This window comes from Mesorhizobium sp. M0207, from assembly GCF_040321995.1.
In the GTDB taxonomy this organism is placed as follows: domain Bacteria; phylum Pseudomonadota; class Alphaproteobacteria; order Rhizobiales; family Rhizobiaceae; genus Mesorhizobium.
Genome location: NZ_JAMYSQ010000039.1, coordinates 28,274 through 45,494 on the forward strand (window position 1 = coordinate 28,274; position 17,221 = coordinate 45,494).

Here is a 17,221-nt window from a genome sequence, read left to right on the forward strand (position 1 = left end):
AAGACCGAAAACGCGGTCACCGTCTTCCAGGCACCGTCACAAAATGCTGGTTCTATTGCTTGACAGGGGGGGGATGTGGTCGAGCGGGAGGGTGCATGGTCTTCATCGGATGTCGATGAAGACAGCGGACATTTGCGCGTCACAAGACGCGGATTCATCGCCGGCGGCGTTGCCAGCGCCTTTGTTGCCGACAAGGTCTTTGGCGCGGAGATAACCAATCCCAAAGATCGCTGGCTATACTCACGATCCGAAGACGGCGCCGACCGCTTCATTTATCAGCTGACTTACTTCGACGGAGCCGGCAGGCCCAAGCAAGAGTTCTATTTCCGCGAGCTTTCGTTCGGCGTCGCTGCTCGGATCGATGTGCGCCCCACCGGCGCGGTGGACGAGACAGCGGGTCGGGTGGACCTGCGGCTCCGCATCTCACACGCGACCATGTTGCCGGAAGGGCTAGCAGAGCTCGACCAGGACAAGTACCGCTTCTTCACGCTCGATTTCATCGTCAGGCACAACGTAACGGCGCAAACCTTCGCGCCGGATTTCCGGGTCGAGGCTCAAGGGTGGATCTTCGGCGAAAAGAAACCCGCCCTCTTGGCCAGCCGGGATCTCAAATCGTGGATCAACAGCGGTCGCAAGCCTGTCCGTCTCGAGACCGCGGGCGATTCAAGTGGCCTCGCCACGAAATTCAAAGACAGCGTCTTCGGCCCGATCGTCGACGCAGCGCGGATCGAGCTCTTGGTTCTACCGCAAGTCAAGCCCGGCGACCAGTTTCTGTGGCGCATCGCGACGGTCGCCGAGAAAGCAGGCGCCGCGGCGACGGCTCTCACCTTGTCGAGCGTATGGCCTGCGGATCTGACCGGCCCCGGCAAGCCTGGCGGAGGGCGCGCGATGCCGCAGCAAAGCACCGTGGCCCGCGCCCCGGAACTCGATATCTGGCGCGACACACAGCCGCGTGCTGAGCCGACGAACAAAGCCGGCAAGGCCGATGTCAAGAAGACCGGGGGCAAGGAGACCGAGAGCAGGGAGACCGAAAAGACGGAGGAGGGGCTTGGCTGGGTCGAGGGAAACTTCCCTGACTGGAAACCGGCGGGCTCGATCATTCGCGGCGCGTTCCGCGGCGCCGCCGTCGGTGGAAGCCGACTCCTTGCGGCTGCGCACCGGTTTCCGGATGACGTCAGCCATGGGATCGTAGCCGTCGTGCTCGACGATTACACTCTGGCGTTGCCCGATGCGAACAAGAACGAAGCGTCCAAGGGCGACGAACGGGCCGAGGTTCACGCGGCCGTGGAGTTCGCTCGCTGGTCGACTGTCATCGATGCAACGGGCGATGCCACGGAGGCAGTTGCCGCGCGGGTGATTCTTTCCGGCGATCTCAGCATCGCGTCGGTCGCGCAACTCGAGCCGCCGGGACCTGAGTTCCTCGAGGGTCAGCTGCCTTTCGAACGCGGCGAACTATGCCTGTCGACCGCCCTCTCGGAAGCGAATGCGATCAACCCACGCTGGGGTAACCTCGACCTGCTGTGCCGGCTTCCGCTCGCCGAAAGGACGTTCACACTTGCGACCTCGCTGGGCGTCTATTCGGCAGAACGGCCCGAGTTGAAGAAGCCGTTGCCGGGCGACAAGCGCACGCACGCACCGATCGTGATCCGCGCCACGAATTTCACGACGATCTCGCATTTCGAGGCGACCGTGCGGATAGCGGACGCATCGGTGGCATTGCTCGACGATCACGCCACCGTTGCGCAACTCGGCGCACCGCGCGGGCACTTCAGCAGGCTGGATTTCCTCGGCGGCCCGGAGATCGCGTTGCGGCTGCACGGGATCGAACAGCCGACCATCCTGCACCCTGGCCACATTCTGCTCGGCACGACAAGCGGCCTGCCGCTGCCGCAAGCGCCGGAACCGCCCGCCTCGAGCCTGCCGATGGATCGTGCGCTGCTGCGCGTGCTCCGCTACGGCGATCTGGCCGACCTACGCTTCCGCTTCGCAGGGCTCGACTTGATCAACGACGGCACTAAGAGCGTGCTGCGGCCCCGCGGGCCAGCGGTGGTCGCCCGCATCGGCGATCCGCTACCGGACCCCGATCTCGCAGACGAGACCATCGTCGTGTCCGAAGAGGCGGAGCCTGCCGCTGCCAAAGCAAAGAAAGCAGGCGACCCCGGGAAGACCGAGGCCGAGCCACTTGCCCTGCCTCTGACGGGCGCCGTCCACGACCCGCGGCCGATGATCATCGTCGAATTTCCGCCGCAACACCGGGCCGAGCAGGCATTTTTCCAGCTCCGCACCGTGCGGCCGTCGCTTCCCAAGCTGCCGACGCCTGCGCGCGAAACTCGGCAGATCGGTCAGGCGCTGCGCGACCTGCACGCCATCTACGCTCCTGGCAGCGAAGCGTCACGGCTTAAGCTGCGTGCCGACATCCTGTTCTTCCTGATCAGGGAAGTGATCCCGCAAGCAAAAGATCAAAGCGACGACCAGTGGAAGCTCGGCTGGCGTGACACGTGGAAGACTCTGGCGGCGCTGCTCAAGCGGTCAGCCGTACCCCCTGGCACGCTCGATCTCGGGGGGGACGACAAGCTCCAGCGGCAGATCACTGATTTTCTCGCGTTTGCCGACACCTTCGCCGGCCTGTTTCCGATGCCCGGTTCAACACCGGTCGACGACATCAACACGCCGCCGCCAAATTTTCCGCTCGAGCAAAAACTCTACGCGGGACCTGAGTTCGTCGATCCGGATACGCTGCGCTATGCGGAACTGGCACAGATGTCGCTTCAGCAAGCCGCCATCACAAACGGGACCGATGGTAATCCGATTCTCGACAACGTACCCGCGAACCCGGTCAGCACTTCGGAACTTGAAGCGCTGAAAGCGAATCTCGTCGGCGCGGTCGGCAATCCGGAAGAGGACGCGAAGACCCAGGCGAAAGCTCTTCGCGAGTTGCGCAGTCCCGGATACACGGCGTTCTCCGAGAAGTATGACGCAACAATTGCAGGCGTCGTCGCCTTTCCGCCCGGCTACAAGCAGACCGGCAAGCTCGCTGCCTTCGCTGGGGGCGACGAACTCCGCGGACTGGTCGTGGATATCTACCGTGACCTCGTCAAGACGGAGGACGAGGCGAAGAAGGAAGACGCAAAGAAGGCGTTTGCCGAGTGGTGGGCCAAGGAGATGGTGGCCCGCCTTGCCGAGGCGCTGAAGGTGCTTCCGGCTGCCGACACCGGGGCCGAAGTGCCGATGCGACCGGTCCAGTCGCGGCTGTCCGGCCCGACACGCCTGGCCTTCCGCATCAACACGGAAGACTACGATCCAAAGTTCGCGACCGGCGAGATACCCTTCACTGTCGACGCGCTGACCGATTTCTCGCGATTCGAGCTTTCCGTGGTGCGCCGAGCACAGAAGCTGCTGCTGTCGCACCTCGATGGGTCGCGGCGGCCGGCCTGGGACACCGAGATCGACCAGGACTTCGCCCACATGCTGGTTCACCAGGGCTTTTCGCAGGGCGGCGGAAAGCTGGAGCCGGTAGATGTGCAAGGCGACCCTGACCTCGCCGACCCGGCCAGCGCACGCCGTTGGTCGGAGGCCCGCGTCACGGTCGATCAGCGCCTCGCCGAGGTCGTCAAGCTGTCCAGCGAGCCGCCGACCGATCTCGAGACCGCGATCGAGATGCCGTTCCGGCTGATGCTGTCGCCATCCCAGGATGCGCTGTTCCGAACCCCGCGGGGAGTCCCGGCAAAACTCTTCCCGCCGTCGGTCCATGACCAGGATGACTATTCCACGCCCGGACCCACGGCGCTGTGGACCGCCGAGCTCGATCCCGAATCCGGCGCGGAAACCCGCGCGATCTGGTCGCCGGACTATCGGTCGGAGGCGTTCCTGCCGCAGGAGCCACGTCGCGAAGGCCTTTGGAACAAGTTCGCGAGTTCCGCCACGCCAGCCCTTCCGGAGTTCATCACCCGGCATTTTCCGAAGCAGCGCTCAAGGGTCAACCGCGCACCATTGCGCGGACCCTACGCGCCGTGGGTGATCGGACGGCATCTCTCATCGCTCAACCTTTCCGAGGCGAAGGGGGAGCTTGACGGCCATCGATTCCGCACTTCGCTCGACGCATTCGACCGACACGAATTGGTTGCGCTGAGCTCGGTTCATGGACTTCCGGTGCTCGGGCGCGTCTCGCTCAGCGGCAAGCGCATCGGCAGGGACCAGCGCGAGCCGCCGCGGGGTTTCCAGGTCTCGCTGCTCGGCAAACCGGCCAATCGCGAGGAACAATATGATCTCGGCGATATCTACGTGCCGAGACCGCTCGATCCCCAGGGCTTCGAACTGGCGCTGAGCGCCCTCGGCGGGTTCCTTTCGGTCAACGCCTCCTTCGAACCGCCGGCGTCCATCATAGACTACGAGCGCGGCACGCTGTTCGACGCGCTGTCGATCGAGCGTTGGCGGCACCGCATCGTGCTCGGACGCGATATCAGCGCCGAGGTCGTCTACAAGGGCTACCTGATGCCATTCGGCATCCGCGCATCGTTGATAAAAAGCACCGAGCGGCGGTTCGAACGGATAGACGGTAAGGGCGGTCCGGTTGCCGTGCTCAGGCAGCGGATGTTCATCCGCATCGCCAAGCCGGTGAAGGATTTCGGCGCGTTCCGGCAAAGCGACGACGGGCGCCGCGTGCCGTTCCGCAAGGTCCGCATCGTCACCATCCAGACGCCGGACATCGTCGACCCGTTCGACCTTGCCGGCACGCGAGACGAGACCGGCGTGTGGCCAGGCGGATTGATCGACCTCATCGAACGTCCCAAAGCTGCCGACGCGGCGAAACCCAAGGATGCGCAACCGGGCACGCCGTTCTGGCCGCGCACCGCGCGGCGATCGGGTGCCGAAGTGATGTTCGAGGTCCTTCTCGACGATAAGATCCGGGTGCGCATGCCGATGGTCTTCGTCGACAATGTGACGGTAAACAGAGCAGAATCGCTGCAGCCGCTGACGCACTACTACAATCTGCACGGCACGCCGCCGGAGACCCAACCGGATCCGTCCTTTGCGCCCTATGTGACGCGAGCGGCCCTTGTGCAGCGGCCGCTGTTCAGCCAGAAGCTGATCTACGCGCCACCGGAAAACGATGGCGACACGGAGTTCGAAACCGAGACGCTGACCTTCGCCGTCGAGGGTGGCCGCATCGATGCGCGAAACATCAATCCGGCGCAGTACCAGCCGCTATCGGTGAACAGCAACTTTAACAACGATGCCTTCCTCAACGGCGCCGACCAACCGCCATTCTACCCCGCGATGCGGCGCGCGGTGGTGCACGTCAAGCAGATCGAGCGGCTGACAGGCCAGCCGAACCAGCCGGTCACAGTCGGCTACGACACAACATACGCCTTGAGCGGGTTCGACCCGCCCCCTTCCGCAGTACGAGAGGACAAGCCCGCCGCAAAACCGAACAACGAGAGGGACATCTTCCTTGCCCTGCTGAAGCCGCTGCCGATGCGGTTTGGAAACGAGGGCCAGCGCGGCGGCGCGGTGGCGCGGCCGCAAATCGATGTCGTGGCTCTTTCGCGATCGCGCGGGCCTATCGGCGATGGGGATGCCATCGCCAAATTTGCGCAGCAGCCCACCGTGCCGTCCAGCGCGAAGGATCAGCCCGGGGGACTGCCGCAACTGCCGGAAATCCCGCCCGCTGCCGAGAATGTCAAAGGCAACGACCTGTCAAAATTCTTCGGCGGCAATGCCAAGCTGCTCGGCATCGTCAAGATCAGCGACCTGTTGGAGGCCTTGTTGCTTCTGCTCGGCCTCGAACCAAAGTTGCGCGAAATCCGCGAGTTCGGCGGCGGCTTGGCCGACGATGCCGACGCCTTCATTCGCGACCGAGTGCTGACGCCGGTGCGCAACGCACTGACGGCGTTCTCAATGCGCCTCCGCAACCTCACCTTCAATGGCGTGAGCGGGACAGATGCGCTGGAACGCGTCTATCCCGAGGTCTCGCGGAGCATGGCCGACTTCATCGCCGTGCTCGACGAGGCGATCTCGGCAGCTCCGCCGTCGGGCGATGCAGACGCCAGCATCGAGCTTTATTCCTCGGTCTATTCCACCGGGCGCCGCTTCACGCAGGCGATCGAGCGTGTCACGCGGGATCCGCTGACGCCGTTGCGCGAGGCCGTACGTGGGCTGGTCGAGGACTTCGTCGCCTCTTTGAAGGGCGCGGTCGGCGAAGCCTTGGACACGCTTGTCGCCACCTACAAGTCCGACGTCATCCGCAAATGGGTAATCAAAACGTTGCAGCAACAACTGCTGGTGCCGAACGGCGCAACGTCGGCCCTGGCCAACGTGATCATCCGCTTGCCTGTCCCGGCCGACGAGACCGTGATCGACAGGGCCGCGAAACACGTCGACGAAGCCTACGCCGCCACCTTGCTGATGAATCCCGACGAGGAGACGGGTGGGCAGAACTCGCCATGGAGCGCGAAGTCCGACCGGCCGATCTTCGACCTTGAGACTTTCCGCGACACGTTCTTCGCCAAGCTGACGGCGGGCGTGGAGAACGATCTCAAGGCCTGGGTCGACAGCGAAAAGGCCGCGCTCGTCGGCCATCTCGACAGCCTGCAGGGCGCGCTGTGGGTGCAGTTCGACGACATCGTCGTCGCCGGCTTGAGCAAGGCCACGGCGGCGCTCGAAAACATATCGTTACTCGCCGTCGACAAGGCCGTCGAGGCTCTGGAAGACGTCGGCGTCGCATTTGCCAAGGGCTTCGATGAACTTACGAAGCTTCAAACGATTGCCGCGGCCTATGATAGCAAGTGCCTCGAGTTCATCGGCGTGGTCGACACATACGTGCAAGTCGCGTTCCCGCGCGTGGTGGTCGATCCGAAAGTTTGCATCGGCGACGCCGCTGAACGCGACTGGACCAAATGCAACGCTCCGGCGTCCTACCCGCCATTCTATCGCCTGGTCGGAGCCGTTGCTCGCCTTGCCGAGGCGCTGGCCGTGCTTGCCGAAACGAATGCCGGCAAGCTCAAGACACTGATCGAAAAGGTGGAGAGAAAGGCACCCATCGAAGTCGCGCCTACCCTTGCGCCGCTGAAGGCATTCTACGAACAGATCTCAACTCCGGACGCCCCCCTGCGCAAGACCGTCGCAGATGTAAGCGCCGGCCTGCTGACGATCGCCCAGAACATGCAAGCGCTACGGCAGCGTTACGAAGCGGCCCGCAAAAGTGCTGCGACACTCTGCAACGAACCCGTCAAGCTTGTCCGGAGTCTCCTAGACGTCGTCGCGCAGTTGGAGAAGCAGCGGACCGCTGCGATCGGTGAGCTTGTGGAATTGTCTTCCGCGCTGCGTCGCGGATTGTCCGGGACGCTGCTCAAGGATGTCGGCGTCTCCGGCGTCACGAAGCCTTCCAATACCAGCGTGCTCCCTGCTCTCGACGCCAAGCCGGAAAGCTGGGCCTGGAGTGACGTTCCTGAGAGCGATTTGTCCGACGCCGACTCGGCGCGCTATTTCATCGAGACCGCCAAGAAGGACATTATTGCGACGGTCGTGCGGCCCGCCGTCCTCTCTGCGGCCGCCCTCGCGGACGCGACGATGCTGGGAGCGCTCGTTGCGGTCAACGCCGGCCAGCAAGCGTTCGACCCAGCGCGCGATCAGGCTCGAGCGCAGATGCTCCAGGTGTTGACCAACCTCGACGACAAGATCAAATCGCTCTTCGCTTCTCTGACGGGAGTTCTCGCAAAGCAGAACGATCCGGCGTTCACCAAGCTCATCGACCTTACGGCGAAAGTCGGCACCGCGATCGACAAGCTCGTCAAGGTCGACGCGGCCGTCGTGGTATTCGCGGACGAGAAGGCCGGGTCCGGTGCGATCGATGCGTCAAAGGAAGACCTTCTGGCCTTCCTGGCATCGTTCAAGGACCTCGAAGCGGAAGTAGTCAGCGTCGTCATTCAAAAGGCGGCAGCGCAAGCCGACCAGGCGTTGGAAGGCATTGAACGTCAAGCTTTGGATATGTTGTCGCGGCTATTTGCCGGTGCGAAGCTGGATATCGGCACATTGCTGAGTGCCTTGCAGCCCACGCTCAGTTCCGTCGTGAAGACTACAGCCACCGCCTTCCAGACAGTTCTCGACAGGCGCAACGCGGTTATCAAGGGGCTGCCGGCCGGCTCGACTTCAGTCAATGCGGGCCTGACGACGCTGCTCGTCGCCTGTCCGCCTGATCCCGCGAAGATGCTAGACGATCAACTGGCGACGCAGACTGCGGAGCTGACGGAATGGGGCAACGCGATCGCCGCCAAGCCGATCAACTACGGCAAGTTCATGCAAGCCACCGCCGAATTCCTCGGCCGCGTTCGGAAATGGAAGGAAGCCGGCAGCGGCGATGCCGCGTCGTGCACCGTGAACGCGGCCGACGGTCCGAACGCGGTCGTCGTGATCTTCAAGCAGGTCACGGAGGCGGTCGAGACGGTGATCCGCGGACAATTCGGACAACTGATCGACATCGGGGCCGTGCGGCGAGAGGTCGAGGCGAAGCTTCGCGAAATGGTGCCGACACGGCTCACGCTCGCCTACGATTTCGACGTCGAGCTCAAGAACAATTTTGCCGAGATATTCATTCCAAATTTTCAGGACACCGATGACCCGCTTGTTGTCGAGAATTACAATTCCGAGTTTGCAGACTGCCGCCTGACGCTGAAGGCGCGGACCTATATCGACCTCTTGAAGCCAGCGCCTCCCAAGGTGGACGTGTCGGGGTCGCTCGGCGCCTTCAAGGTCAAGCTCGTCGGCACAATGCTCGATGTCGTGACATTGCAGTTCGACGGCGCCCGGTTCGGCAGCGACACCGGCGGCAAGCTGAAAACCAACATCTCCGACTTCAAGCTCGGCGAGATGGTGGCGTTCCTGGACTCGATCTCGCAGTGGGTCTCGTTCGGCGACAGCGGTTTCTTCCTGTCGCTGCGCTACGACCTGCCGGGCATCGAGGCAGGCTATCGCATGCCACCGATCTACCTGACGCTCGGCGCGCTCAACATTTCCAACGTGTCGCTGAACGCCTCCTGCGTGCTGCCGTTCTCGGAAGGAGATGCGATCTTCAAGGTCGGGCTGTCCAGGCCCGAGGCGCCGTTCTCGATCACGTCAACCATCTTCGGAGGCTGCGGCCACCTCGCGCTCTACGCCAATTCGGGCGGGATCATCGGATTCAGCGCGTCGCTCGAGTTTGGCGCCATCGTTGACTTCAAGCTCGGCCCGGTGACCGGACGCGGCCAGATCACCGCCGGCATTTACATCCGTTCCCTCGAAGTGGAGGGCAAGCGCGTGTCGACCATCGAAGGCGTGTTCACGGCGGCGGGGTCGGCGAAGATCGCGATGTTCAGCATCATGGCGATGCTGCAGGTCCGTGTCGGGCAGCAGGCGTCTGGCGGCGTCGCTGGCAGTGCCATCTTCGTGTTCTCATTCTCGCTTGGCATCAAGGATATCGAGTTCCGCTTCGTCATCGCCAAGCAGGAGAAAAAGGGATTTGGCGGTGGCGGAATCAGCGCAAGCCTCGACTCACCCACGCGCTTCGCCGGGCTCGGCCTCGATCCGATGACGACGGGCGCGACGACCGGCATGCCGGTGCTGGGTGACACAAGGCCCAAAATCAGCAGCGTGACGCGCTGCAAGAGCGAGCATTTCGCCGATTACATGCAATACTTCTCGGAAGAGCAGCCATGGATACTCTCGTCTTAGCGCAGGCCGCGACGAACGACTCGACGCAGCAACCGGTTGAAACGCGCGACGCTTTCGCGGCGCAGCTTGTTCCGCACGGCGTGACATGGCTGGATGGCACCGATTATCGCATCGGCGCCACCATCGCATTCTTTCCGGTTCCCGGCTCGTCCCGCACAGGCCCTATTGACACCTGGCCGTCGTGGATCGCGGGGCGATTCAAACAAGATGACGGCATCCGGATTCTTGTCCGTGAGGCGATGACTAACGGGGCGGGAAAACTGTTGGCCAGTTCGGTCAGGAACGTTTTTTCCGACGCCTATGCCAAGCTCGATACTGCCGACAAAGACGGGCTGGCGCATCTCACGGGGCTTTGGCAGACGTGGTTTGCCGATATGCCCGGGCTTCGCACTCTTCTTTCCGAAGCCGCGACGAAAACGGCCGGCGAGAAAACGGACATGTTCCAGCGCGATAGCAAAGGAAACATCGGCTCGACCCCGGACGTGATCAGCGTGCCGCGCGCCGAGCTCGCGCGCCAGACTACGCTCGAACGGGCGCGAAACCTCATCGAATCGCTGGCTGGAGCGCAATCGGCGGCCGAAAGCGATCATGCGAACGGTCAGCGCCAGATGCGGAGCCAGGCGCGTTCAGGCCCGGCTCAACGCCCCTGGTCGAAGGTACCGCTGGGGTCCGAGCGGATGCGGATTCTGCGCGACCTGCTTGGCGATCTGAGCAAGCGGTCGGTAGGAGAACTGCGGCTCGCGCAAGCATTGGTAGAATCGCCGGTGCAGACGTATGCACTGACCAATGAGAAGGCTGATTATCTTAAAAGAACCGGAAAGGAGTTGCCTGAGGATGCGGACCTTAAGACGTGGCGCGACGCGCTTGCCGCCGCGATCAAGTCGGATCAAACGACGCCACTGACATACCAGCCCTTCAAATGGGAGAACCAGAAACCTGCAGATTGGGGGCCTGCACTGGAGCTGTCCCTGCAGGACGAACGGCACTGGCTCGAACTCACGCTCGCCATCCAGCTTGACGACCAGCGAAACGCCGCCCGAGAATACGCCAGTTCCTGCAAGGATTGTGCGGATGCGTGCAGTGCAGGCAGCCTTCAGCTGACCGACTATCTACAGACGCTGCAAGGCCAGAGAGTCGCGCATCGCGCATCGGACATCAAAGCGACCGCACAGTCCGTCATGGGAACCGAGCGGGACAACCCCGCCACCAAAGATGCGGCAGCGCAAAACGCGTCGACGCTGCAAGACTACGGCGACAGGCCGAGCGAAGAGGGAATTGGCGTCATGCAACTGCGCTGGCACGCATTGCAGGGCATGCCGGCGTTGATGCGCGCCATGCATCTGACAATGGATATCGAGTTCACCCTTAGCGCCGCTGATCTCGGCGGTCTCGACGCGTTGCTGCCGGCCAACGGGGGTCTGTCCGATCCCGCCCTGTTCCTGGAATTTGCCATCCAGGCCACCGACGAGAACAACCAGGATTGCATCCATCAACAGCTTTGGACGCTGACCAAGCTTCGTTTGCCGGAGGAGGACGCCGATGACAAAAGCAAGAGTGAGATTGGACATTGCTGGCCGGCAACCACCGAGGAATGGGCGCTGCGCCGCGCGGTCCTCGAAAATACGCCGACGTGGTCATTAGGCGCTCCCGAGGAAACCGGCTTTCTCGACCAGGTCGACGCGGTAATCGATCTCGATGCGCCGTTAAAGGCCAACAACCAGTCTTTCAGGCGCTACGATGTATTTTCACTGAACACGACCATCGCCTCCGAGGCCGAGCAGCGGCGCCAGGCTGCGGAGACGCAGGTCAAAGATGCCGGCACGGCCATGCCGGAGGCGGAACAGGCCGCTGCGGCGGAAACGTCCACCCTGAAGACCGGCGGCCTGCAGATTGTAGACCGGTGGCGCCAGGGCGCTGTAATCGACGAGATATTCACGTCCTGCAACGCGCAGTTGCCGAACGGCCGGCGCGTCGATGCAAACGACCTGTTGATCGGCTACCGCTTCGATGTCGGGCTGCCAAGACGCGATGACAAGCGCAACTGGTCGAGCCTTTCGGAACGGATCGTCCGCTATCAGCATTCGCTGCCGGATCAGCCTGTCGATCTCAATGTGATCGCCAACGCCTTTTCGCCCCCAGGCGACGATGGGGCCCGGCCTGTGGACGGCGCGACCGTGGCCATGGGAACGCGGATAGTCATCAATTCGCAGGGCGGGATCGCAAACGGCGGCCAGGAGACCGCCTTCGCCGAGCAGCTTCTCGCCGTGTGGGACGGTGACCCGATCGGCATGCGCACCGGCGCCTTCGATGGCCATGCGGAGGCGGTCGACCTGCCGGTCACCCGCACCCTGTCGCTGCCGGTAAAAGGCGACCTTCGCGCGCACCGCCTTCGGTTCGGCGGGGCCTACGCGCTGGGCGCGCGAGCTGTCCTGGTCGGCGGCGTTTGCGCACCGCTGGGTCGCGCGATCAAGCTCTACGACGGAGGACTTCGCCGCGGCATGGCCTATCCTTCCAAAAAAACTGCCGAATTGCAGCGGTTCCTGCGCCAGGAGCGCATTGGGCCACCGATCGTGGCGGTGGACGCTTCGACCGTGCTCGCCGAGTTCGCCAGTGAACGCAAGGGCATCGACGGCAAGGATATGGTGGTGCGCAGCCCGCCGGACTATGCAGCCGCCGATGAGGTGCATGGCTGGCGCTTCCAGCCTGACGAGACTGCGCGGATGCTTTTCGCGCCCTTGGTAGACCTCGATTTCGCGGTCATGCATTCGGTCTTCGACGCGGCTGCGCAACGGCTGGCAGGCAACCCGCCCGGTGGGCTGCAGGACGTCGACTACGATTCCGACTGGGGCGGATTTCCGCTTTTCGACCCGAAGGAGCCGCCGGAGCCAACGGCCATCCGTGGCAGGTATCGCGCCTACGAATCGCACGACGCGCAAGGCAACGAACTCGAACAAAAGGTGACGCCTGGCGGATTCGCAGTCTTCCGTCGTCGGCCCCAGCCGGACCTGAAGGCCGGCACGGCACAAGCGCCGATCCGGACCCAGGAGTACTACCCAGATCCCGCAGCGCGCTATCTGATCATTGCGCTGCGCTATCCCGACCAGCCGAATCGCTATCTGGCCGGTGAGGCGATCCAGGTCCCGTTCTACAACGATCCGTCCGACGAAAAATCCTCGGGGACGCCGGGGTATCCCGATGCCCGCCCGATCAGGATCAAAGTGAAGGCGGTCCAAGGCACCGCCAATGCGACGCTCGCCAGCTACGACGACCTGCGGGCGCGGGCTATGCAAGCCGGCATCCGACTGTTCGAGCCGGCGAAAGGGCAGACGCCTGCCACCGTGACGCTTTGCCTGTACCCCGGCGAAGACTTCGAGGTGGAGACCTGGTGCGTGCCGGCACTCACCCAACTGCAGGCGTGGTTTGACTTGGCCGAGGCCATGGCACTGATCATGAACTGCGCCAGCGACAACCGCTCCGTCCAGTTTTGCAGGCTAAAGCCCGGCAAGGCGCGCGACAACCCCGATGACGACGTGCGGCTGCGCCGAGGCGAGACGTCCGTATCCTGGTGGGATGTCAAAAGCGCGGCGTCGAGTGTTTATACCACGCTCCTACGCCGTCCGCTGCCGGACATCGCATCCGTTCGTCGCCTGCGGGCGATCCATGCGGCTGGCCTGCCCAAGCAGACGCCCCAAGGCAGCGATATCAGACTGCTGCGGTTGTCGGAAAAGACACAGAAGACATGGTTGGAGCGTGGCGAAGGGCCCGACGAAGACGAGGACGGCGGCAGCAAGGTCATCGCCGTTGGCAATGTCACCTTCGATCCGGATACAACCGAGACCCTGGAACTCCACGCCGAGGCGGCGATGCCTTTCGGCGGCGCGCTGGATAATCTCGAACTCGGCCGCAGCTTCTATGGTCGTGCCCGTGGCGAGTGGCCGCGAACGCTAGACGGGGAAGATGGCGAGCCAGAGCCGATCAAGCTCAGCCAACGGCTGCCAGCGGCCGGCGGCAAACTGACCTACATGGACGAGCTGTTCGGCTTCGACGTGGCCCGCGACGGCAAGGTCGAACCGCGCCGCGGTCGGGGCGTGGTGGCGCGCTGGCAGGTGGAGCGCACTCAGAAGTCGCCAGCCAGCCTTGCCGACCTTACCCGGCAGGGCAAGCACTCGAACGATGGAGACAAGAAGCAGGAGGGCGCGAACACGAAAAGCCGGTCCGTCCTCGAGGGGATCTTTCCCGATACGCAGGCCCGGCGCGTGAGCGTCTGGATGGCGGCGACCTCCCGCACGGCGCGGCAGATTCCCGATCGCCCGAGCTACCCCACGCCCGAGCAGGCCAGGATCGACCAGGAGCGCTTGCTGAAGGAGAGCAAAAGGACAGAGATCATTCTTCCGGCCACCGAACGCCCGGCGGCGCTGACGCCCAAGAGCCTCCTACCTTCCTACGCGTGGTCCACCGAGGGCAAGGTCCGCTCGCGAAGGACGAAGGTGCGCATCCGTCTCCGGCGCCCATGGTGGACCTCGGGAGAAGAAGAGCGGCTGGGAATCGTCATCTGGCCGCCAAATCTAATGGAGGCTTCCGGCATCGACGATGACCAGGAATGGACGAAGGGCGACTTGGCACAGGGCATCGTCGAGCGCAACAGTCCAATGGCGTGGAGGGAAGGACCGCGGGAGATCGACCTCCACCGATTCGCGGACGGTAAGGACGCAATGTGGCGCGAAGGCTTTTTCACCGACGCCGACCTGGGCTCCGGAGGCGGCTATGTGACGCGCTGGGGTGCCGATCCGATCTTCGCCTCCGAAGAGATGGCGTGGCTGATTGGAGGCTCGGCGTTTCGCGATATCAGCGACAGCGGGGCCGACTTTGCCGCGCCAATCGACCTCATCAAGACGGAAGGCGCCGCACCCGGCGTCCTGTGGCCGAAGGAAGAGATCTACAAACCGCGTTTCGTCGCGAACGCGCTGATGCCTATCCCCGATGCGGACGACCGCAGGGACAAGGAGGCCGGCGGCGGGACCAACGCGCAGGAGCCGGCGAATTCGACGCTGGCGCCCGAATTCATGATGGTTTCTCTTGCCACCTACATGCCGCGTTTCGACCCGGACTTCGAGCATTGGTATGTCGATGTCGACCTCGATGTCGGACACGCGCGCGACCCGTTCGTCCGCTTCGGATTGGTCCGTTTTCAGCCGTTCGCACAGCGGCACCTGCAGGTTTCCCAGCCGGTTGCCGAATGGGTTCAGGTCGTTGGCTACCTACGCTCGGCAAGTGCGACGAGAGTGCCCAGGGCGGGACGCGATTGGGTAAGCGTCGACGTCGGCACGGCAACGGGGGTCGACGCCGGAAAGGATTCCGGCAAACAGTATCCAGGAACGGCGCCCGGCGAAACGCCGCTGTTGCGGATCACGCTCATCGAATGCACTTTGTCGCCGCACGGACAGATCCTGGAACGCGTCGCTCGGCTCGACCCCGCGGAAATGACCGACAGCGCGCTGGGTGGCGGCATCGACAAGCAAGCGGGCGGCCTGGTGATCAAGACCTGTCAGGCCGAAGCCGGCGCTTCGCAGTTGCTCAACCTGCAACTGCCCATACCGGCTTCGGCCGAGGCTCAGCGGGCGCATTTCGCGGTGCTGGTGGAGGAACTGACGATGACGCCGCGCTCGACCTTCTCGAACGAGCCGATCCGCAAGGATGCCGACATTCTCGACAATGAGCGCTCGATCGAATCGGGCGTCCGCTTCGCGGTTCGGGTCGAACTTGACGCCTCAGAGCCGCCACCGGACTAACAGCGAAGGAACCTGCGAATGGGCGCATTCAGCTTCTGGCACCTGGCCATCGTCGCGGTGGTCATCATCGTCTTGTTCGGCAAGGGGCGGTTGTCGACGCTGATGGGCGACGCCGGCAAGGGCATTGGCACGTTCCGGCGCGAACTGCTGGGCGCCAGGCGTGGCGCCGAAGACACTGAGCTTTTGATCAAAGATGGGAAGCCGAGACGAGAGTAGGACTGCACCTGTATATAAATCAATAGCGAGAGAATTGCGCAAGTCAACTAGCCGAAGGGAGGAGATTCTTATGAGGCGCATCGTAATTTTCTTTTTTCTACTGCAAAGCATGTGCTCGCCCCTGCTTGCAGAGGATATTCAAACATGCGGCGATCTGGGAACCGATAACCGACCAAATTGGTGTGCCCGGCCCAATGGCGCTGGCGGTATAGTCCAAGGCAAATCGGAATGCCGAAAAATTGACGACACTCATTTCGAGTATACGCACTGTTCTGGTTCGGCGCAGACATATGACACGTCTTCGTCTCCGTGCTGCATCGAGAGTTCTAAATGCAAGGGCGCTTTTTACATTGCTGAGTGCGTAAATTGAGCTTCACTGTAGAGCCCGATACAAAGACCCACTTAAGCGTTGGCCCCAGTTGTGGTGCTTGGACGTCCCCGCTGCGCTGTCAAGCGGCTGATGCGCGAAGTTGGTTTTTGAAAAGGCGTTTTGCGGCTGGCGGTCGTACTAGTGGTCCCCTATCACCGCCAAGTGTGCAGCTCGAACGCACAGCTCACGTTGTATCGAAATCACGTAGGCATTATTACTGCCTACAATACGGAGGGAACTATGAGGATCGTTACAACAATCTTGGTCGTGGGTTTTTCGACTGCGTCGATAGCCCAACAGGTTACTTTCAAATGTGAACTTCAAAATGAGGACAAAGGATTCAGGATATTAGCCACGAACCCGGGACCAGGGCCAAAATCATGCACGGCCGAGTGTCAGGCCACCAAAGCCGACGGGAAGCTGGTTCCGTTCGCCAAGTGCACACAGTCAGTTCCAGCTGGTGCTACTGACCAATTATTCTGCGGCAATGAAGATGTGCCAGGCAGTCCCCTGAAGAATCCCAAAATGATTGGTTCATCCTGCAAGTGAATGATCGCAAGCGGAAGCGGCGGCGAGAGATTTGGGTCGTGTGCTTCTGTGGCCCAGAGAGCCTCCTAGAATCAAAGCGCAGATAGTCGACCATCGGCCAACCGGCGACGATTCCGTCACCTCGACGAGAACGCCTTCTCTACCGGATTGGTGTTGAGTTCGATGCGACCGTCCTGCAGGAATCGGGTCAGCCCGGTCCGAACGCAGGGCGCTTAACGGATCGTCTCGGCCAGTACGCTGTGGCTGTAGATGTGCGGGACTATGCATCCAGGTAGGTGCGCTGCGGCCGATAGGATGGCGGTTGCGCCCGGACCTCCGTTCGATCGCGTAAAGCTCGCCAATCCGGCGCAGCGCCTTCTGCGGTCAACGGCGATTCGGTGGCTTGCTGGACGTCATAGACCTTGCGCCGCGTATGGGCGCTCAGGAGGTGGCAAGAACTGTCGCCCCCTTGGCCGCGAGCTGTTCGAATCCGGCGTAGCCGTCGACATGCGTAAGCGCCAAGCTGACCCCATCTGGCGCGGCTTGAGGTGATGAGCGAGACATACTGACACTGAAGCAAGGAGCCGAGGAGCTTGCAGTGTCAATTTCTATG

General features: G+C 62.7%; 3 protein-coding genes. All 3 read left to right on the top strand.

The annotated features are described in order from the left end of the window. Positions 1 to 75 precede the first annotated feature (75 nt). From NKJ15_RS30850 to NKJ15_RS30860, 3 genes are read left to right on the top strand one after another with little or no spacing between them, the layout of a single operon-like run. Positions 76 to 9,705, top strand: coding sequence for a hypothetical protein (locus NKJ15_RS30850; RefSeq protein ID WP_352819513.1), 9,630 nt, complete (start codon positions 76 to 78; stop codon positions 9,703 to 9,705). Further along, positions 9,687 to 15,494, top strand: coding sequence for a hypothetical protein (locus NKJ15_RS30855; RefSeq protein WP_352819515.1), 5,808 nt, complete (start codon positions 9,687 to 9,689; stop codon positions 15,492 to 15,494). Before NKJ15_RS30850 ends, NKJ15_RS30855 begins: the two co-directional genes overlap by 19 nt. Positions 15,495 to 15,512: 18 nt before the next feature. Next, entirely contained in the window at positions 15,513 to 15,710 is a 198-nt protein-coding gene (locus tag NKJ15_RS30860; protein ID WP_352819517.1) for a twin-arginine translocase TatA/TatE family subunit, read from the top strand. The last annotated feature ends 1,511 nt before the right edge of the window (positions 15,711 to 17,221 follow it).